19 protein-coding genes are annotated in these 19,166 nt (G+C 44.9%); 14 read left to right on the forward strand and 5 right to left on the reverse strand.

The genetic code is table 11. The features are described from left to right. Positions 1-123: 123 nt before the first annotated feature. The 3 genes from ACEW9J_RS13470 to ACEW9J_RS13480 are packed head-to-tail and all read right to left on the reverse strand — an operon-like array spanning position 124 to position 3,612. Positions 124-1,422 carry a type II secretion system F family protein gene (locus tag ACEW9J_RS13470; protein WP_373545629.1) on the reverse strand — a complete coding sequence of 433 codons (1,299 nt, stop codon included), beginning with the start codon at positions 1,420-1,422 and terminating at the stop codon, positions 124-126. Positions 1,423-1,435: 13 nt separating this feature from the next. Continuing rightward, positions 1,436-2,599 (reverse strand): hypothetical protein, encoded by a 1,164-nt coding sequence (locus ACEW9J_RS13475; protein WP_373545630.1) that lies wholly within the window; start codon positions 2,597-2,599, stop codon positions 1,436-1,438. Between the two features lie 14 nt (positions 2,600-2,613). After that, positions 2,614-3,612, reverse strand: a complete 999-nt coding sequence (locus ACEW9J_RS13480; RefSeq protein WP_373545631.1) for a pentapeptide repeat-containing protein — start codon at positions 3,610-3,612, stop codon at positions 2,614-2,616. 157 nt (positions 3,613-3,769) lie between these two features. Here ACEW9J_RS13480 and ACEW9J_RS13485 point away from each other — a divergent pair, with 157 nt between their 5' ends. Next, entirely contained in the window at positions 3,770-4,411 is a 642-nt protein-coding gene (locus ACEW9J_RS13485) for a tetratricopeptide repeat protein (protein WP_373545632.1), read from the forward strand. A 16-nt stretch (positions 4,412-4,427) separates the two neighbouring features. Here the strand turns inward: ACEW9J_RS13485 and ACEW9J_RS13490 are convergent, their stop codons facing one another. Both ACEW9J_RS13490 and ACEW9J_RS13495 read right to left on the reverse strand, forming a co-directional pair. Then, positions 4,428-4,634, reverse strand: a complete 207-nt coding sequence (locus ACEW9J_RS13490; RefSeq protein WP_373545633.1) for a hypothetical protein — start codon at positions 4,632-4,634, stop codon at positions 4,428-4,430. Further along, positions 4,631-5,641 carry a hypothetical protein gene (locus ACEW9J_RS13495; protein ID WP_373545634.1) on the reverse strand — a complete coding sequence of 337 codons (1,011 nt, stop codon included), beginning with the start codon at positions 5,639-5,641 and terminating at the stop codon, positions 4,631-4,633. The genes ACEW9J_RS13490 and ACEW9J_RS13495 overlap by 4 nt, the downstream gene beginning before the upstream one ends. 501 nt (positions 5,642-6,142) lie before the next feature. On the opposite strand from ACEW9J_RS13495, the gene ACEW9J_RS13500 reads away from it, so the two are divergent. The 13 genes from ACEW9J_RS13500 (at position 6,143) to ACEW9J_RS13560 (ending at position 19,164) form a co-directional block, all read left to right on the forward strand. After that, positions 6,143-6,616: a hypothetical protein gene (locus ACEW9J_RS13500; protein ID WP_373545635.1), complete on the forward strand. Its 474-nt coding sequence runs from the start codon at positions 6,143-6,145 to the stop codon at positions 6,614-6,616. A 7-nt stretch (positions 6,617-6,623) separates the two neighbouring features. Then, on the forward strand, positions 6,624-6,935 hold the full coding sequence (locus tag ACEW9J_RS13505; RefSeq protein WP_373545636.1) for a type IV secretion system protein VirB3: 312 nt from the start codon (positions 6,624-6,626) through the stop codon (positions 6,933-6,935). Further along, positions 6,932-9,685 carry a hypothetical protein gene (locus ACEW9J_RS13510; RefSeq protein ID WP_373545637.1) on the forward strand — a complete coding sequence of 918 codons (2,754 nt, stop codon included), beginning with the start codon at positions 6,932-6,934 and terminating at the stop codon, positions 9,683-9,685. The genes ACEW9J_RS13505 and ACEW9J_RS13510 overlap by 4 nt, the downstream gene beginning before the upstream one ends. A gap of 18 nt (positions 9,686-9,703) precedes the next feature. Then, positions 9,704-10,522 carry a hypothetical protein gene (locus ACEW9J_RS13515; RefSeq protein ID WP_373545638.1) on the forward strand — a complete coding sequence of 273 codons (819 nt, stop codon included), beginning with the start codon at positions 9,704-9,706 and terminating at the stop codon, positions 10,520-10,522. A gap of 59 nt (positions 10,523-10,581) precedes the next feature. After that, positions 10,582-11,664 (forward strand): hypothetical protein, encoded by a 1,083-nt coding sequence (locus tag ACEW9J_RS13520; protein WP_373545639.1) that lies wholly within the window; start codon positions 10,582-10,584, stop codon positions 11,662-11,664. Positions 11,665-11,765: 101 nt separating this feature from the next. Further along, on the forward strand, positions 11,766-12,608 hold the full coding sequence (locus tag ACEW9J_RS13525) for a hypothetical protein (protein WP_373545640.1): 843 nt from the start codon (positions 11,766-11,768) through the stop codon (positions 12,606-12,608). An 8-nt stretch (positions 12,609-12,616) separates the two neighbouring features. Beyond that, positions 12,617-14,296: a hypothetical protein gene (locus ACEW9J_RS13530; protein ID WP_373545641.1), complete on the forward strand. Its 1,680-nt coding sequence runs from the start codon at positions 12,617-12,619 to the stop codon at positions 14,294-14,296. Between the two features lie 77 nt (positions 14,297-14,373). Beyond that, positions 14,374-14,835: a hypothetical protein gene (locus ACEW9J_RS13535; RefSeq protein WP_373545642.1), complete on the forward strand. Its 462-nt coding sequence runs from the start codon at positions 14,374-14,376 to the stop codon at positions 14,833-14,835. A gap of 1 nt (position 14,836) precedes the next feature. Beyond that, positions 14,837-14,986, forward strand: coding sequence for a hypothetical protein (locus ACEW9J_RS13540; protein WP_373545643.1), 150 nt, complete (start codon positions 14,837-14,839; stop codon positions 14,984-14,986). A gap of 44 nt (positions 14,987-15,030) precedes the next feature. Next, entirely contained in the window at positions 15,031-15,267 is a 237-nt protein-coding gene (locus ACEW9J_RS13545; protein ID WP_373545644.1) for a hypothetical protein, read from the forward strand. Between the two features lie 45 nt (positions 15,268-15,312). Further along, positions 15,313-16,701, forward strand: coding sequence for a hypothetical protein (locus ACEW9J_RS13550; protein WP_373545645.1), 1,389 nt, complete (start codon positions 15,313-15,315; stop codon positions 16,699-16,701). Then, complete coding sequence (locus tag ACEW9J_RS13555) at positions 16,701-17,168, forward strand: hypothetical protein (protein ID WP_373545646.1); 468 nt, start codon at positions 16,701-16,703, stop codon at positions 17,166-17,168. Before ACEW9J_RS13550 ends, ACEW9J_RS13555 begins: the two co-directional genes overlap by 1 nt. Then, positions 17,146-19,164, forward strand: coding sequence for a type IV secretory system conjugative DNA transfer family protein (locus ACEW9J_RS13560; protein WP_373545647.1), 2,019 nt, complete (start codon positions 17,146-17,148; stop codon positions 19,162-19,164). Before ACEW9J_RS13555 ends, ACEW9J_RS13560 begins: the two co-directional genes overlap by 23 nt. Positions 19,165-19,166 lie beyond the last annotated feature (2 nt).

Genomic DNA, 19,166 nt, shown 5'->3' on the forward strand with positions numbered 1-19,166 from the left:
GACATGAAAATCCCAAATGTTACCAGCGCGATCGCCGTCTCCACCAATCCAAACCCCGCATCTTTATCAACTATATTTTTCCAAAACATACATTTATTTTAACCAAATTACTCTATTTTAATATCATCCAATCTTATCAAATATTTTAAACATCGGCAGATACATTGAGAGTAAAATTACCGCTACCATCCCAGCAATAAAAACCATCATGATCGGTTCGAGTAACGAGGTTAGAGCCTTAACAGCCTGATCGACTTCACTCTCGTAAAAATCAGCAATTTTCAATAACATCATATCGAGTTCCCCCGCCTCCTCACCAACGCCAATCATCTGATAAACCAACTCTGGAAAAACCTTTTGTTTCTTTAGTGCTTCACTCATCTGCACCCCTTCTTTCACGTACACTTCAGCTTTACTAATCGCCTGAGCGATCGCCATATTTCCCACTGTAGCCTCTAAGATGGGGATAATCGTGATAATCGGTACTCCCGATCGCGCTAGCGTCCCGAATACCCGACAAAACCGAGCGATCGTTACCTTCTCAATCAAGTCCCCCAGCACCGGAATCTTGAGCAAAGACCGATCGTATACCATCCGTCCTTCTGGAGATTGATAATACTTCCTCAAACACCAAATCAATCCAGCTCCAATAATAATCGGGATGATAATCAACCAACTAGTTATTAGCTTACTCAGACCAAGCATAAATAGAGTCAGTGGTGGCAGCTCCGAGCCTAATTTCTTAAATATTTCTGCAAAAATTGGGATTAAAAATGCGGTCATTACAAAGAAGACCCCAACCGCCAGCACCCCGACAGCGATCGGATAAGCTAACGCTGACTTAATCTTATTTTTAAGATTACTCATGTCCTCCAGGATCTTGGAGAGCCGATTCAAAACATCCCCCAGTACCCCACCTGTCTCCCCCGCTTCCACCATTGCCACATACAGAACATCAAAACACTCTGGATGTTGACGCATGGCAGTAGAAAGATCCGTACCATCCGCGACTGATAAATTAATTCGCTTAACGATCCGCTTCATGCGAAGATTCGGACACTGCCGAGCAAGAATTTCCAAGGATTTAATCATCGGCACCCCTGCATCTACTAACGTCGCAAATTGCCGTGAAAACAATGCTTTGTCTTTCACCGAGATCGGATTTATCAATAAGTTAAATTTAGTCTTAATTTTCCGTAACCATTTTGGGGTCTGATATTTTGGCATCAAACCCGAAATCTTGGCGATGGAAATATTTAAAAATTTAGCTGCCTCAGATTTCACCCGTCCTACAAAATCGGTGTATTTCTGCTTGTAAATCCTGAGCTTATTGACTCTGTAGTTAGATACCAATTTTTGATTGACAACTTTTCCATTGCTAATAATCTTATAAGATACATTTTTTCTTTCACGGTCTTCCATTTTACGTTAACTCCTAATTATAATCGAGACGATTGCTAGTACTTGCCAAGATCCCTGAGATCTGCTCTTTAAACTTAGCTCCAGATAATCCAGAACTAGTTTCAGGTTTTTGAACCTCATGATAGTTATTTAATCTGGCTGTCATCCGACTAACTTTTCGTCCCTCATCAACCATGATTGCGACAGGGACATCTACTAAGCCAGGATTTTCCTTAATTGCATGGACGATACTACTTTCGCCAAATCCCAACATATTTAATTCAATTAAAATTAAAGCAGGTTGCTGACGACGTAATACTTCAATCGCTAGATCGATATCATTACATCGCATACAGGGATAGCCCATTTCATCGATAAAAGCATATAATCTAGAGAGCATACTGTCGGAACTATCGATCGCCAAGATCGGACGAATTGGCGGTGGCAAGGGTTTAGCTGATTTAACTATTTTGCGAGGAATCGAGATAATATCCTCTTTGATCATTTCGACAAGCATATAACAAACATCCAAATCATCTTTAGCAATCCTAGCTGCAATATTACCGACCTTCGTTCTATTTCTAATCAGATCGACAATTAAATCTCGCTGACCCAGCGGTAAAAGTTTTGGTGAGACAAACTCTTGCTTCAAAGTTAAAACATCTTCTAAACTAATTTGAGATTTAATTGCCTCCCAAGATTTAATCCGAAGACTACTGTTTTCAATAACGGTTTCAACCAAAAAGCCCTTGATTGGCAAACAGGCAGATAGATAGGTATCTGGGACGAACTCTCCTATCCCAGAGCGAAAAAGGCAAAAGTCGATATCGGACAGGATCTGATGCCGAAGTGCTCGCCGCAACTGCGATTCATCAATAACTGCTAACTGAATTAATTGAAGTATTTTATCTAAAGGCTTAGTAATTAAAGCATCTTCAAGAACCTTATCCATGACGCTTGAAATCCCTGGATAATGCGTCTGAATCGTATACCTGCGGATAATTTCAAATAGTTTTTTGATTGAAAACCGTTCGATATCACTATAGACAACTCGACCATTAACTACGCCAATATACAATTTGAGATTGTGTCTGCGATCGGGTAAGCTATAGTTGAATATTAGATAACCAGAACTCTCAGGTGGTAGATTATTTAAGCAATCGATTAGTTTTATGGAAGCTGTCGAGCGTGAAGTCATAATTTTTAAATCGATTAAACACTGATAAATATTTGACCATTTGGTAACTTCGCACCAGTAAAAGTTGCCCCTAGTGTATTGGCACTACCAATATCCGCTTCAGATAAATTAGCCCCAGTGAAGTCGATATCTTCCGCCGATGCTCTAGTAAAGATTGCTCTGACCAGATCTGCTTTGACAAACTTTGCTCTAGTCAAAATAGCCTGAGTAAAATTAGCTCTGACAAAATTACCATTACTTAAATCAGCATCCAAAAAGTTGCTTTTGGACAAATTGGCATCGTTTAAACTAGCAGACATAAACTTAGCTCCGGTAGCATCGCAGCTAATCATGATTGCTCGCTCCAGCTTTGCATAGGATAGATCCGTACCATGCAGAATTGTTTCGCCAAACTGGGCATCGCTCAAATTTGTTTTAGACAAGTTCGATCCAGTTAGATTAGTTCTAGACAGATTGGCACCCTTGAGGTTTGCCCCACTTAGATTCGCCCCAGTTAGATTGGCACCTGTGAAATTAGCCCCGCTTAGGTTACAGTTGCGGAAATCCGTCTTGAGGGCACTAACACTGCGTAGGTCTGCTGCCTCGTGGCGACCCTCTTGCCGAAAGTTAGCCCCATAAAAACAGGCTCCATTGAGGTTGGCACTAATTAACTTTGTTCCCCGTAAATCTGCCCTGCTAAAATTGGCATCCATTGCATTTACCCACGAAAGGTTAGTAAATTGCAACGTACAATGCTGTAGGTCTGCCCCCTGTAAATCTACGTTTTTAAGGCTACTTCTCTCCAGATTGGCATGAGTAAGTGTCACGCCCGCAAGAATCGAATAATCAAGTTGAGCGTTGCGAATACTTGTCCGATTGAGATACGCAAAAGTTAAGTTAATTTTACACATACTTGAGCGATCGAAGTTTGCTTCAACTAGGTCGATCGCTCCCAAGTAACAAGCTGAAAATTTACTATCAGGAAACTGCCTTTCTCCTTTTTGATATCGCCACAAAAGCTCCTCTATATCCATTTTTAAATAATCTAAATAATCCTTATATTTATCATGCCCAAACAAGCATTGAAAGTATCACTAAATTTAATATTTTAACTTGGCATACTGTTTTTATAAAAGTCAGATTTTCATGTGTACAATAGGAGATATCTAGCAAAGAAACAGAAATAGACTTATGACTGAGGTTAATCTGCCAAATATCAATAAAGTAAATGAGTACAGCACACTAATTGAGCAAGAGCCGAGCAACTGTCATCATTATGTTTCACGAGGCAACATTAAGTGTAGCTATAAAGATATTTCAGGTGCAATTAGTGACTATAATCGAGCAATTGCCATCGAGCCTAACTACGCACGGGCATATCTCAATCGCGGCGCAGCTAAATTTAGCATGGACGATTTCAATGGCGCGATGGATGACTATTATCTATCCCTCAAAATTAATACTAAATATCATTTAGCCTATCGAAATTTAGCTTTAGTCGAAAACCGTCTTGGCAACTTTAAAAAAGCAATCGAGCTATTTACTAAAGCTATTGAAATCGAACCAAAAGCCAAATACTATCTAGAGCGCGGGATATCTAGAGGTGAAATTCGCGATAGTTATGGGGCGATTCAGGATTTCAGCAAGGCGATCGAAATTAATGAGCGATGCCAAGAAGCTTACTATCAGAGGGGTCTGACTTTACTCCTACTCGAAGACATTACCAGTGCGTTCGATGATTTCCTGAAAACAGTCGAGATCGATGGTACTTTTACCGACGGACGGGAGATGCTAGCTAGTACCCAAGCGCGTTTAAATCCTGAAGTAATTTAAGTTGGATAACTTTACCTCAATTATTTTTGGTTCTATTGGCTACATCACTTTCTAAAAAAGTTAAAATCTCGTCGCAAAGCCGAGCTAAATTTGATGTTTTTACTGGGTGGCTAGGTAAGATTGGCTCTTTGACACTCAGTAAAATCTGAAGATTGAGTAGATTGCGACCTTCAGCAGTAGTTTCTATATCTAAATCGTCGAGTAGTGCTGCTAGTCCATTCATACACTTGTTGAGATTTTATAGCTTTGGGTATTCAAATTATCAATCTCAGACAGTAGAAGATCCTTGTGGGTATAAATATAATTATCGTAGCTGAACATATTTAATCCATCAATCCAGTTTTCCTTTAAGTCTGAACCGATAATCCCTGCCATCATCTCAAAAATATAGAAAGGGAAATCTGCACCAGCATGATAAATGAGCGAACAGCCTTTACTAAATCTAGGAATAACGTCGCTAAAATAAATATTACCTTTGGAGTCGAGATAGCACTCTAGGGTAATGTTGCCAAAGGCACCTGTCAACGCCTTAATTACAGTTTTAGCCGCAATAATTAAATCTAAATTCTTAACAGTTCGCTGCATCATTTCCGACGTTAAATCCATCTGCAATCTAGGGACGATCGAGATCGGATTTCCCTGCTTATTTACGAAACAATCGACCTCATATCGATCTCCGCTAATCGGCTGGAAGTAGAGAGATGTCGGCGACCTGTCGAGGTGAAATTTTAGTTCCGCATCATCGCTAATCAACCTGTCTGGTATCTGCCTGTCGATCCCCGATCTCAAAACTACAGGAAATCCCATCGCCAGATCGATCGGGTCGATCCCCTCATGAAATGGCAGCACCTTTACCCCTGCCCTCTGGAGAAATTTCAGAGCGTTAATCCGATCGGCACAGATATGGTTGACAATCTCTGATGATGTCAATACCAGCACCCCAATCTTGGCAAACTGCTCGGAGTGGCGCGACAGCAAACAGAGTTCTCGATCGTCTCTGGGAATCAGCAGTTGAATTAAATGCCTTTGGCAGATTGAGAGTAATTTGCGAATGTAGTCAGGAGCGTGAATGCTCCCTGTAAGTTCGATACTCTCCGAAATATAGCTACTCGGTGCGATCGACTCATTAGTCACAATAATCTTGCCCAGCACACCCAGATTCTGCATCGAGTCCAGAAAGTTTCTGACAAATTCCACATCGCCGCCGATGTTGGTTAATAGTATATTCATACCGATCTAGATTTAAATTAGATTTGCAACCGCAAAATAGCTGGATATTTTTATACTGCTCTGAATTAATTTTTTTATCAACAGGGGGGCTGGGCTGCGAATCTGTGAGCTGGATGACTCTAAGAGCATACTAATCCGCCAGTTACTAGCATCTGAGCCACCCTCGATCGGGTCGGTTATCAAGTCAATACTGCATTATTAAGTTTTGTAAAGATGCTGCTTGAGTGTTGACACTTAAAAGCTGGTGAGTATAGTAAGTTACAGGTAATGGCGCAGCCCGATCGAAATAAGGCAGAGTAGTTGCTTACTGCTTGTTAGCTACTTTGCCCTACTTTCGTTAGTCCAACTGACTTTACCGCTTTTTCTAAAATTGACCTTGCAGTAATTAGCATCTACCCTGTAGCTCAAGTAACAAGGTATCAAATCGCATAGATGGCGTAGTTGAAAATACTTAGAGCAAAAGTAAGCAATATATTACCCCGATTTTTAAACATCATGACCATGATTCACAATGCGCGTACCCCTTGGTACAAAAAAGTCGAGAAGCTACTGGGTGGCTTTGCGAGTTCTCTATTGCCTAAAGGAAAAAAGGTTAGCCCCGCTCAGTTTAGGTTCACGCTAATCGCGTTTCTGTCAGCGTTGATGTGGAGTTGGCAGTCCGATCGAGCAAATGCTTTGATTCCGTTTCAGGATGCCGCAACAGCAGTTGCAACAGAAGCAGGAGCTTTCATGGCAGGTATCGGAATACTGGCTGGTACTGCTCCTTATGACGCTCTTACTGCGTTTATCAACTTTATTCCTTGGATGATCCTGTTAATTTCTGTTGCGGCAATTGCTTGGCAATGTTGGAACGCTTATCAAGAGTATCAGCGAGATAACCAAAGTGGCATGATTCAGCCAATGTTGAGCATTCTAGTTCTAGTATTTTTCTTGATTTTCGGAGATACACTATCACGTTTCATTACTGCCCCATAAACGCTACATGGAAGACGACGATCGACTGGAACTAAACAAGGCGGCACGGCGACGAACTAAACTTTTTGGTATTTCTGGCGACAGTGCTTTAGTTTTATTCGGAGTTTTTACTTTCTGTGCTCTGTTGGGATATTTGGGGCTACCGATCAACATCACGGTCGCTATCCTCGTCGTCGTCACTCTCACAGCAGCCTTCCTAGTAAAAGACGGTACGGGTGAATTCATTGCTCGTATCCGATCGCCAATTCAATATACCAGAGGCTGCTGGATCTACCAATCTCCCTTAAAACCTCAAAAAAGTAACCGCAAACGCAAGTGAAAAAAGCTAAATCCCCACGGACTAAAACCACAATTGGCGTTGTCAGAATCAAGCACAAAGACTTGAATGGCAAGGTTAAAAAGTTGCGTCCGTTGGAAGCGATGACTCACCTGCAAGCGGTTATCAATTACACACTAGAAGATGGGAGGCAAGCAGGTGCGCTATTACTAAATCTCAATCGTTCTCTCGACAAGCCCGAATACAAAATCCGCTTCTTCTGGGAATGTCAGGGTTTCCACGACGCATTTAGCGCAGATGGAGCAATCCAAATCGTCAATTCGATCGCCGCTCTGGGACGGGAACTCCCCCTCTATGAGAAACTGCGAGTTGAGTTTCAGACTTTTTGCGATTACCGCGAACGTCAAGCCGAACTAGTGGAACTATTTGAAAATTCCCCCAGCCAATACCAGCGGATTATCGCTGAGAAAATCAAAATCCTCCAGGATTTAGATACTAAAGGCAAGCGGCGACCCAAGCGGATCTTCCTCATGGGGGACTATACCCCTAACTCGGAAGAACTCAAAAGCGACGTGCTAGAGAAGATTATCCGCAAGGGAATGAACCTCTACCACAAAATATCAGGAGCGATCGATGACATTCGCCAAGAAGCGGTGGATAAGACCATGCTCAAGGCTTACGAGCAGGGTTTTCTTGCCTGGGAAGACCTGTTTCGCGATAAGCTTCAAGCTAAATTTACACCCTTATCGGGTGAAGAGGTGTGGCAATTCTGCTACAACCAGCTCAACCGCTTCGGCGACAGGCTGCTGGAACGGGAACCACCACTGGCTCCCCAACTAATCGAGTTCGACCTGCGTAAAGGGACAATCGTTGAAAACATCCGCGATCGGATTCACCCCACCAGCTTAATGCTACTCCAACCAGCCGCAATCCCGACTAGCAATCGAGATTACGTCGCTGTCGATGGTAAGTATGTGGGATCGATGCTGCTCAAATCCCAACCGAGCTGCTTCCAAAAAGCCAATGGGAAAAATCGTTCTCAAGTCCAGCTTAACTACCTCTGGACGCTGCTCGATAAACGAGCTGCTAGAGATATGCGGATCGTGCTGGAAATCTCCCGCATTGAAGATTCAGGGGTGCGGTTTAATAACCAAAAACTAATTAGGGAAGCCCATAACTGGAAAAAAGCTAAAGAAGCCAAAGGTCAAATCGATGTAGGCGCGGGAATTCAACTCGAAGAAGCAATCGAAGCTGAGAAAAAAGCAATCGGGGGCGACCCCACGGTAGAGTTTGCGCTGACCATGTACCTCTACCGCGATAGTGCCTCCCAACTCCGCCATGCCGCACGGGAATTAAGTTCCTACTTCCTGTCTCCAGCCAATCTGATCCTCGAAGTCGATACATCAGATGAAGTGTGGACATCATCGCTACCCTTCTACGGCAAGTCGATGCTGACTGGTACTCGCGATCGCCGCGACAGGGAACGTCCCATTTACACGGCGGCATATTTCCCCCTCGTCAATACGGTATCCAACCATCGTACCGGACTGGAATTCATTGCCACCAGGGGCGGATCGCCCATCTACTTCGACCCCTTTAAACACAAAGGGCACACGATGGTACTGGGAAAAACCAGATCGGGTAAATCCCTAGTAATGGCGGAAATTATCGAGCTGGGATTATCTCAAGGTGTCCCCCACACGATCCTCGACCAACCGCCTTCCAAGGACGCATCGACGTTTGAAGATTTCACTAACCGCCTCAAAGGTAGTTATATCGATATCTTCAACGTCCCGATGAATTTCTTGGAAACCCCCACGATCTCCCTCGAACTGAGTGAGGAAACTCGCTCGGATCTCAAAAAGAATAATGAGAGCTACATCCTCAAAATTCTCCGCGCAATGGTACTGGGTTATGGATCGGATGCTCGGAATGTCAATTCCAGCTTGGTTACATCTCTACTGCCAAAAATACTCAAGCGGTTTTTCGAGGACGGTCAAATCCAACTCCGTTACGATAACGCTAGACGTGCGGGACTGGGTAGTCCAGAGTGGAAAGAATATCCCATCCTCCAAGATATCGTTCGGTTCTGCGGGGTGGAATGGCTCAAAATCAAGGATGCCAACGCCGAAATCGTTGATACTCTTGCTTTTATTAAAGCCCAACTAGAAGGGTGGATCGATGGGGTGTACGGCAAAACCCTCAACGCTCCCAGTGCAGTCAAACTCGATAATCCCCTGATTACGATCGCGATGCGGGGGGTCAGCAATGACAACGATGCGATCGTTTTTGGCACCATCGCTCAAGTCATCGCCATGCGCCGTGCGATCGCCACAGCCAACGACGGGAAGGGGAGTGTATTTTTCATGGATGAAGCCTCTTCAAGTTGTAAACTCGCCCCCCTCTCATTGGCTTTTGCCGAAACTGTCGCCAACGGACTCAAAGCGGGAATGCGAATTTTCTTCGCTGCCCAAGAGCCAGAGAGCGTGTTCAGTTCGGCAGGAGGGACACAGATTAAAGATGGGATGTCCTACTACCTGATCGGACGCATCGGCGACAGTCTGCCCAACTATACCAACCCAGATATTTTGGGAGTTCCTGAAGATCTGGCGCGGATAAATGCTAGCGAGGATTTCTTGCCCGATAAAGCCACTGGTCGCAGCTCGTGGCTACTCAAAATCGGCGATCGCTGGACGCATGGGTCGATTTATCTCGCCCCCTCGCTAATTCTCCTCACTGCTAACAACATTGAGGAACGCCTTGCTCGTAAAGCTGCATCTGTTACTAACTAGTTTATAAAAAGATTCAATATGAAATACGTTAAGCGAATTTTAGCGATCGGCGCGATCGCGGCAATTTCCATCCCCCAACCCGCTCAAGCGATCGGCTTAACGGGATTACTCCCATTTATTCCAGGTTTAGATCCAGGTATTATCAGCGCGATCAATACCGCTAATACCTACCTCCCAATGCTGACTAACCTAGCTAACGGACAGCTTCCTTCCCTCCAAACCATCGCGGCTATAGTTGCACCTGGAGGAGTTACGGTGGGTGGCTACAATGTCGGACTCGCAGGTGGCACTCTCTCTTGTAATACCGTCGGTGCAAATGGTGAAATCGACCTGAGCAATACTACTTGTAACGATGTTGCCCAAGCAATTTCTAAAGTATCCAACGGACAACTACCTTTCGATACCGCCCAAATAATTACGATGGCAACTAAAATCGCTACCCAAAATAAAAATATCAGCGATACCAATAACGCAATTGCTACGGCTAGAAATGCCGTACTGACTGCTACAGGCAACACTATTAGCGAAAGCAGCACTACGATTTCTAATATCGGTTCGGCTACTGTAGCCGCTCAAAGTAGTTTTGCGAGAATTCAGCAGACGAACCAGGCATTGTTACAAACTGGTGCACTGCTCGGTCAAGGCTTGGGGCTGCAAGCTAATCAACTAACAACCTCCGCCCAAGGCAACCGGATTGCTAGCGCGCAACTGTCGATCGAACAAGCTAAAGCTGAAAAAGCGAGTAGTGACGCTCAAATTAAAGCGCGGATGGACAACGGTTTTGTGCAGAATAGCCAAAATGCTAAAGAGTTAAGGGAATCAACTGGACTTTATTAAGTTGGTGGGGGAAAGTGTCTCCCCCGCTGAGGATCTTTGATTTAATTTATGAGGTTACTGTGGATTTTTTAACGATCGGTTCGACAATATTTGCGCTCCCGCTTGGTGTCGCCGCTGGTATACAAGCTATTGCAACTAGCTATGATACAGCAATTAAAGCGATCTTCAAAGCCTTGGTATTAGATCCCTCTGGGGGATCTATCTATACTGCAATTATTACTCCCTGTAAAACCTTAGCTGGGGCAGGATTTATGTACAGTATGCGCCCTTTACTCAAAGCAGATTTACACCAGCTCAAACATGATGGCAACAAAATCTTTTTCACCTTTTTATTGGTGTTAATGTTTATCAACGGTGGCGCACTTGGTCGAGCGATCGGAATTGGTAATTATGCTGTAATTAATGGAATTAATGATGCTATTAAAGTTCAGTTAGAGTTTGTTGCTAAGATCAATCAAAAGTTATTAGACATGGGAGCCGATAAAGCAACCATCGGCAAGATTACCACAAAACTTGACGAATGCTCTAAAATAACTCGAAATCTAGCCGATAATACTCCAAATCCACTGTATACAACTTGCGAGACAGAACTCCGCAGTCAAATAACGGCTGCCCAGTTTAAAAATCCTGATTTAGGTGCAAGAGTATTAGCTAGCCTTAGTAGCGGCGACATAATTGGCGTTGGTGCAGCGGTCACAAATGCAGTTATCGGTTTTCCTGGCTGGGTGGGTCAACAAGCAGCAAATGCACTAATGGCAGTCCCACAAGCCATTTTTGATGCTTGTAAAGCAATAGTCGGTGTAATTGCCCAGTTTGGTTTTGCCCTCGCGCTGACAATTATGCCAATCCCGCTAGCACTTTCAATTGTTTACCCAGCTCCCCTTCAAGCTTGGTTTGCTGGATTGTGGTCGCTGGGAGTTTTTCAGTGGAGCCTAACAATTCTGAGCGGAGCCTTCCTGATTCTTAACAGTACATTAGGTGGCAGTTTGCCACTGTTTTTTACCGAGATCACGTCAGCGTTCTTTGCTCCAGCGATAGCAGGTGCATTAGCAGCAGGTGGAGCTTTCGGGATTTATAAACTTGCCGAACAAGCGGGTCAAGCCGTTGTTGGTTCTGTGACTAAAATTATCTCTCATATCTAAATTTGACATTTCCCGACATAAAAATACGAGGATTCTCAACACTTCCTATCCTTCCCCGTTCTGAAATTAAATAAAGCGACGGGGTTTCTCTAAAAATCCTAATGAAACCTAAAATTAGAGCCATCCCGATTTCCAGTAGACCTAAACCCTTGCCCGAACTGGAAACCTTTCAGCAGGAGGACTCCGAGGATTTATCTGCCCCATCTGAAGCATATTACGATCGCGCTGCCGAAATTGAGAAGAAGAACGGAATTACTGGTTGGCGACTATTCGCTCTAGGACTGCTCGGTACTAATCTCTTGTTCGGACTGATAACGATGGGGATGCTGGGAACAGCAAATTCCCGCGCTTTCCCGACTGTGATTGCCCGTAGCAACGGAGAGATGGAAAGCATTGAATTTTTCACCGGAAATACCCGCTCTCCTGCTTTAATCAAGCTATTTGCCGAGAAATTTGTATCGGAACTGTACACTTGGCGCAGCTATTTACCTGAAAAAGGCTCTCCCCCAGATCCAGGGATGCAACTAGAGGGTGGAGGGAAAATTCCGACCACCGTATTTAGATACACACTGGGAATGGAACCCGAATTTGCCAAGAGTTACCGCAAACAGTTGAGCGAACTCAAGGAAATTACCCAAGGTGGTTCTTCAAATCAAGTTGAAACAATGTACGTCCCCCAGCAGTTGAGCGAACCCGAAGCCATCGGCAGCGACCGTTGGAAAATTAAAGTCACGGGTGTCCAACTCATTGCCAACAGTAAAAATACGCCACCTGCCACAGTTCGCGTGGATTTAGAACTCACTCTCAGAGCCGTCCCACCACCAATCCTATCGGAAGTTGCCCAACAATATACCGATCCTGGCATTGCTAAAGCAGTGATGACCGCACGCGCAATGGGCTTAGAAGTCACCAATATTACCAACCTCACTCCTACTAAAAAGTAATTAATCAAATGCCACCAGAAACTAGTAAATTAAATCTCCAGCACGTCTTAGGACAAATGGGTGTGGGTTTAAATGGGCAAAAACCCCCATCGTCTATCCCTAAAGATGAAGCATTCGACGGCGGTACTGAATCTTCGATGTACAGTACTACCACTCATTCAGCAGCAGTTGTCGAACACGAATCCGACTCGCTTCCAACTGAAAAAAAGCCTTTTGTCAAGATCCTGTTCATTTTGGGCATCCTCCTACCCACTTTAGGCTTAACTATCGCCGTAATGTTATGGGGAGCTGGTGAGATGCAGCAGCAAGCTAAAAAGCCCGACACACTCAAAGAAGCTCCCAAAGCTGAAGTAACTTCCGCTCAGGAGAAGGAAATAGCCGATCTCAAAGCGAGTATCGCGATGCAACAGCAAAAAGTGGATGCTGCCAAGGCGATCGCACCCACTACCACAACTAACCCAACTACAACAGGCACAACTCCTGCTACTTTCCCCGCCAAAGATGGGAGTGTACCAGCCACGCCAACTCCAACTGCTGCTCCAAGTACGCCAGTTATTAATACCGTCCCCACAGCAACTGACACCGCTCAGTTAAATAACACCCAGAGACAACTTCGCCAAGCTCAACTCGAACTTAATACTGTTAAACAAGCTCAAGCCCAGGAGGACACTAAACTAGCAGCATCGCGTCGGGCGTTCCAGCAAGAAACAGCCCAGTTAAATAATACCCGTCAATTGCGCCAAGTTGCGCCAGCACCAGTACCTCGCGCTCCCACGCAGATTGCTACTCGTTCAGCTTTCACCCCAGTTGCCAGTAATCCGCGCTTGGTGACACAACCACGCGCATACCAGCAGCAATCGCCCTTTCAGCCAACCGGAAATTATAGTAAGCCTCCGCAACCAACTTGGGATGAAGCTGCTGCTCTTTCCATCTACGGTGGACAAGAAGTTAGCTCGAATCCAATAGCCGCAGCGGTGGCTCCAGCCGCACCCCAAATCGCTCAAGCCAAGAATCGCAGTAATCAAGCAGTCCTCCGCTTGCCAGCAGGAGCAGTGGTATCGGGGCGACTTCTGACTCCCTTTTATACTCTAATTGCTGCAAATTCCCAATTGGGATCGCAGTTGGAACAAGCTCTCAAGAATAACGCAACCGTCGTTATCGATCGAGCGATTCAAGTCGGTTCTGGCTGGAACCTTCCCGCTGGGACGACAATCGAGTTCGAGCTGTCGGTCGCTGATAATGGCATGGTACAAAGCATTTCTAAGAAGGTCATCTATAACAACTCGGAAATTGACATTCCCACAGGTGCTTTTACGCTTACGGGAACTGATAATCGCCCGTTAATGGCGAAGATCGAAAATGTTAATAGTGATGCCTTGCGATCGGCAAATACCAATAATGCGATCTTTAGTACCCTTTCTGAAGTCGGCAAAGCTTTAATTCAAGGTAGTACTAGTAGCACTGTGACAATCGGGAATGGTGCGACGATCGCCCAATCTAATAACAGCAACCCGAACATCCTTGGAGCTGTATTGTCGGGTTTTTCCAATTCAATTCTTCAGGGAAATGCTGATAACGCTAAGGCACTTGCTGCAAATTTAGAGAAACAAAGCAAAGTTGCTTATTTATCACCAGGGACACAGCTTAATGTCTACGTTGCTCAAGGTGTAACCTTTAATTTGCCTTAAACTCAATTTAATTTCCCACCATTTCTTCCCAGTTCGGTAAAAACTTTATTCACGGACAGTAATTTACCATTTTCATCATGCTCAAATTCATTCTAACAGCAATGGCGATCGCCATTGCCTTCCCGTCAGCTACCCACGCTGCCACTGTTTATGCCAATACCGATCGGGTTAAAGCCGAAGTGTCCGACGACAACGGACAACTACTAGATTGGTCGAATACCGACAAGAAAATTGAGACAATCTTCTTGGATAACCCCGAACGTTTTCGCAACTCATTTGTGTTTGTTGCCGATGGTTGCAATAAAAATAAGTGTGTTAATGCGACGGCAATTGCAATTAGTGCCAGACCACAGGGAAAAGTTAGATACGCCACGATGAAGGTGAGATTAATCGACTCGAAAGGGCAAAGATCGATCGTGGTGGTAAATATTACTAAAGTCCCCTACAACGATGATGGCACCATCGTCTTTGCTGCACCGCCAGAGCTACTACCCGATCGAATGTCAGTAACTAATCAGTTATTTAGATCGGGTAAGTAAGATGAGTGACAAGGATTTAGACGAGCTAAAAGCGATTGCTATCAAAATTGCGATCGGAGTAATGATGAGCCTAGCTCTAGTTATGGTTATCAGTGGTGGCAGTGTCGTTTCCAAATTTACCTATCAAACTCTGACAGAAACTCCTAAATAAACTTCACTAACCTCGTCCTTATAGAGTGAGAATTAATAGACTTTATGAAAGATAGATTTATCGATCGCCAGTTAGATTTAGAGTCTTTAGATATTTGGACTAATCTAAAAAAATATGTCTATACCAACCGCAAGCTCATCTTTAGAGTGACATTTAAAGGGATGGTAATAACTTCATTTTGCGGCTCTGTAAGTATGGTAATTACGGGAATTTTTCCAATTATAAACTTTTTTATTAAGTTTGTAATGCCAGCCTATCAAGAAATGTGGACATCGATTTAAATCCAATCTTGCCAATATCCCCCCGATTTCTACCGACGACACATCATGTACCACCGATTTTTAGCTATTCTAGTTGCGATCGCTACAGTCTGGGGTACTATTACTCCTGCTACTGCCGCAACCATGACCGCTCAACAGGATGCCGCACTCAGAGCAGCCCTAGCCGCAGCCACCCTTGCCAACTCGCCCCCAGTCACATCAGCAGCGACCTATACTGCCGATCCCAACCTCCCCCAAATCCCCAGTTTTTCCTATCCAGCAGGCACCCCACTACCCGCAGCGATTCCAGCAGGGCTACTGATGATGATGGGAAGTGCCAAAAACTACTCGCCTGAAACAGCAGTACGAGATGCAGGTGGAAGTGTGATGGCTTTAGCCGTTGGAAATCTAGATAAGCTCCCTTTTATCGGCAAGCTACCGTTAGCTGCCGTCCTCACTGCAAATCCCCAACTAACCGCACTTGCAGTTAACGCGGTGTTTCCCAATTGGAATTTAGGCAATCCGACTGCCACAATTGGCTCGTTAGCCAGTAGTGCTTTAGGTAGCTTGCCGATTCCTAGTAATATCCTCGCGAATACCCCAATTGCTAATCTCCCAGGAATTACTAGTATCCCCTTTGGCGACTATCCAGGCATCGGCTTACCAGACATCCCAGGAATGCCCAGCTTGCCCGTGCTTGCCATAGACTTACCAGGAATCCCCGATTTATCACTAGATAAGCTGGTGACAATCGATCTGATCCCCAGCATGATGCAGCTAGTCAAGGTCGATACAGTGCATACTGGGGAGCCAAAACTGAGTGTCGCTGGGGGGATTAATGTTGCTAGTGGCAGTAATAAAGAACCACATGCTCCATGTACTGGCAATTGTAGCGCAGTTGAATTTCTGAGTGCGATCGGACCGCATGGAAATTTCAATCCCCTTGATGGAGCTTATTCGATTATCGGTCAAAGACTCAAAGGAGGACATGGATTGCTGGGCAATATGATGACCGCTGCTGGGATTAGGGAGCCAGCCGGATTTGAGGTACCCTACATCGGCATTAATGGTTGTGGGTCGAAATGGTCGGCGGAATCTCCAAATGCGGCAGCGGGTACGATTCAACAACAGCTTAATTTGAGATTTTGCTATACAGTCCCATTCTTAGGATTTCAAGCCTCCCCATATTTTATCCCCATTCCCTTACCTTTACCCGCATCAGAAAAACAGGCGAATCTGCTGTTGCCAATGATAATTACCCCTGCAACGATGATGCCTGGAGGATTACCTAGTCTCCCAAGTTTGCCGAGCTTACCAAGTATTCCTGCCCCCAGCTTGGGATTGCCCAGCTTACCGAGCATCCCCAGCGTTTCAGTTGCCACATTACCAGCAACCTTACTTGGGTCGAATACGATTAGTGCTTGGAGTCCCACCCTCAACGCAACTGTAGGCTGATGGCTAAACGAAAATTGGTCTTAATTGGGCTGCTAAGTCTGGGGTCTACTGCCGTTGCTGCAATAGTTGGTACCTTAGTCCTGCTGAAAGTAAACCCCCACAGCAGCTATCTTCCCGCTAGCCAGCTTGCCAAACCAGCCGAAATTGAGCGAATCACTGCCAAAAGTGTTCGTACCGATCGCAGCTTTTCACCAGATACCGTCGCCAAAGGATTGACAGCTAAAGCCTTTGAGAGCGGTGGGCAAAAATTCATCGCCTACCGCTTTAATTTCCCTCAGAAAACCTGCGGGAAGGCAGGGTGCTTGTATGTGGTAGCAAACAATGCGGGACTACTCAAACCGCTCCAGTTATTCGAGCTACCAGACAATGGTGAATTATTTGAGGCGATTGCCAAACCAGGATGTTTTAAGGTACTACAGCCACTGAATGGCAAAGTCGAGGATTATGAAATCTGCCACCCAAATTAGTCAAGTTCCAACCCCAGCCAAACCGCCAGCAACTGGAATCGATCCATCGTTAGTGATGACGGGTGGGCTAGGTTTAGTCATTCTAGGGGTAAGCATCTACCAATCTAGAAACGGTAAAACGGGCAAGACAGCCACTGCTCGGTGGGCAAATGCTGGGGAAATTTCTAACTGTAACAAACTTGCCAAAGCTGCAATCGCCAAGCCAAAATTTAATAAAGCTGCCTACTTTATCACTGAGCCGATTGGTGGTGCCCCAGCCGCGCTAGATAAGCTCAATGCTAGAGTGATGTTTCCCCAAATCAATCGGGGTGTATTATTTGTTGGTGGTGCGGGAGCTGGTAAAACAGCAAATTTTGGCGATCCTGCTGTGATGTCGGCAATTGTCCAGGGTTATGCGATCGTTCTCTATGATTTTAAATTTGGTGAGGGTGGTCAGGCAGAGACAGTAATTCCTTTGGCAATAAAGCACGGATATCAAGTGCGGATACTAGCCCCTGGTAAACGTTGTTCGCAAGTATTTAATATCCTCGATCTGATTGGTAAAGGGCTAGAGAAGTTTGGACATCTTGAAGATGCGATCGAGCGCATCAAAGCTATTCTGCTTGAAGACAGTAAGGATGCTGCTGGATGTAGAGAAATTGTGGCGATAATTTCGGATAACACGGGTGAATCAGATGCCAAGAAAGATAACTTCTTCGATCCTGCCAGCGTGAGCGTTTTGTCTGGTGCTTTCGCCGCAGCCAAATGGGTAGCCAGCGAACTTGCCGATCCTAGCTTGGCGAATATCCTGATGGTGAATCAGATTCTCAGCTTGCCCAATTTGACTAAGCGGTTAATTGCCAATAAAGCTAAAATTCCAGCGTGGATATTTGGCGGCTTTACAGTGTTGACATCTGGCTACGATCCTGAAAAGAAAAGCAGTGCCGAGTCGGGTATTTTGATGACGTGCTTGAAAACACTTGCTCCTGTTACTCTGCCTAACTACTTACCTGCCTTCTGTGGCACTAGCACTTTCCCTAATTTCGATCCCCAAGACCCGCTCAAAGTTGATGGGAAGCACATGATTGTTTTCGGGGTAGACAAGGATAATCGTAACAGCACGATTCCCCTAGTTGCTACCTGTATGGACAAGATTATCTCCCGCAATCTCAAGCCAGGGCGCACCACGCCACTTGTGATCTCGCTCGACGAATTTGCTACCCTAAAACTCAAAATCGTCCTCGATTGGCTCAACCAAGAGCGTTTCAACGGGGCATCCCTGATTATCGGAATTCAATACATCGGGCAGATTGAGGCGCGGTATGGGCGAGAATGGTCGAAAGGCTTTCTTGCGAGTTGCGCGACCAAAATTTGGTTTAACCCAGGGGAAGATGATACAGCTCAGTATTTGTCAAAATCACTGGGAGAGCAGGAACTAGATCTAGAGAATAAATCTCAGTCGATTAATAGTGGCAAACAGGGCGGTAGTTCTCGGTCTACCAGTCGGCAATTACATCGCATCCCCCTGATTGAAGCCCATGTTATCCGCCAATTCCCGCAAGGGCACTGTATTATCGAATCTCCAGGTGTTGGTAATAAGCAAAAAATTGGAGTACCTTACGAGCATCAGTTCAGTTTTAACGAGGAAAAATCAAACGCATTTAAGGCAAAAAATAAAGCTCAGTTTGCGGAAATTATTAGCACGATTGAGGCAGCTCAAGCCGATGCTAATGACATTGACTATAGCGAGGAGATGGCACGATACAACGAATTACTCGAACAGTTGCTACCAGTTGAAGCCACGACAGGTGGTAGCACTAGCACCAATCGTAAAGACCAATTAACAGGTAAGCAAATCATCGCTAAATTTAACAAAGGTGGACAAGATATTTCCGATCTGAAGATAGAGTCAGAGCGAGTTTACACAATTCCACCTAAGTTTATGAAAAATGGAAGTCCTAATTTTAATAAGAAAGATTTAGCAGAAATTGTCAATCCTCACGCACCAACATTCTAAAC

It is taken from the genome of Chamaesiphon sp. (assembly GCF_041737865.1).
Lineage (GTDB): Bacteria > Cyanobacteriota > Cyanobacteriia > Cyanobacteriales > Chamaesiphonaceae > Chamaesiphon.

What these genes read in the sequence shown, in the direction of transcription:
- ACEW9J_RS13470 (WP_373545629.1), bottom strand. Translation starts at nt 1,422, where the DNA reads ATGGAAGACCGTGAAAGAAAAAATGTATCTTATAAGATTATTAGCAAT.
- ACEW9J_RS13475 (WP_373545630.1), bottom strand. Translation starts at nt 2,599, where the DNA reads ATGACTTCACGCTCGACAGCTTCCATAAAACTAATCGATTGCTTAAAT.
- ACEW9J_RS13480 (WP_373545631.1), bottom strand. Translation starts at nt 3,612, where the DNA reads ATGGATATAGAGGAGCTTTTGTGGCGATATCAAAAAGGAGAAAGGCAG.
- ACEW9J_RS13485 (WP_373545632.1), top strand. Translation starts at nt 3,770, where the DNA reads ATGACTGAGGTTAATCTGCCAAATATCAATAAAGTAAATGAGTACAGC.
- ACEW9J_RS13490 (WP_373545633.1), bottom strand. Translation starts at nt 4,634, where the DNA reads ATGAATGGACTAGCAGCACTACTCGACGATTTAGATATAGAAACTACT.
- ACEW9J_RS13495 (WP_373545634.1), bottom strand. Translation starts at nt 5,641, where the DNA reads ATGAATATACTATTAACCAACATCGGCGGCGATGTGGAATTTGTCAGA.
- ACEW9J_RS13500 (WP_373545635.1), top strand. Translation starts at nt 6,143, where the DNA reads ATGATTCACAATGCGCGTACCCCTTGGTACAAAAAAGTCGAGAAGCTA.
- ACEW9J_RS13505 (WP_373545636.1), top strand. Translation starts at nt 6,624, where the DNA reads ATGGAAGACGACGATCGACTGGAACTAAACAAGGCGGCACGGCGACGA.
- ACEW9J_RS13515 (WP_373545638.1), top strand. Translation starts at nt 9,704, where the DNA reads ATGAAATACGTTAAGCGAATTTTAGCGATCGGCGCGATCGCGGCAATT.
- ACEW9J_RS13525 (WP_373545640.1), top strand. Translation starts at nt 11,766, where the DNA reads ATGAAACCTAAAATTAGAGCCATCCCGATTTCCAGTAGACCTAAACCC.
- ACEW9J_RS13530 (WP_373545641.1), top strand. Translation starts at nt 12,617, where the DNA reads ATGCCACCAGAAACTAGTAAATTAAATCTCCAGCACGTCTTAGGACAA.
- ACEW9J_RS13535 (WP_373545642.1), top strand. Translation starts at nt 14,374, where the DNA reads ATGCTCAAATTCATTCTAACAGCAATGGCGATCGCCATTGCCTTCCCG.
- ACEW9J_RS13540 (WP_373545643.1), top strand. Translation starts at nt 14,837, where the DNA reads ATGAGTGACAAGGATTTAGACGAGCTAAAAGCGATTGCTATCAAAATT.
- ACEW9J_RS13545 (WP_373545644.1), top strand. Translation starts at nt 15,031, where the DNA reads ATGAAAGATAGATTTATCGATCGCCAGTTAGATTTAGAGTCTTTAGAT.
- ACEW9J_RS13550 (WP_373545645.1), top strand. Translation starts at nt 15,313, where the DNA reads ATGTACCACCGATTTTTAGCTATTCTAGTTGCGATCGCTACAGTCTGG.
- ACEW9J_RS13555 (WP_373545646.1), top strand. Translation starts at nt 16,701, where the DNA reads ATGGCTAAACGAAAATTGGTCTTAATTGGGCTGCTAAGTCTGGGGTCT.
- ACEW9J_RS13560 (WP_373545647.1), top strand. Translation starts at nt 17,146, where the DNA reads ATGAAATCTGCCACCCAAATTAGTCAAGTTCCAACCCCAGCCAAACCG.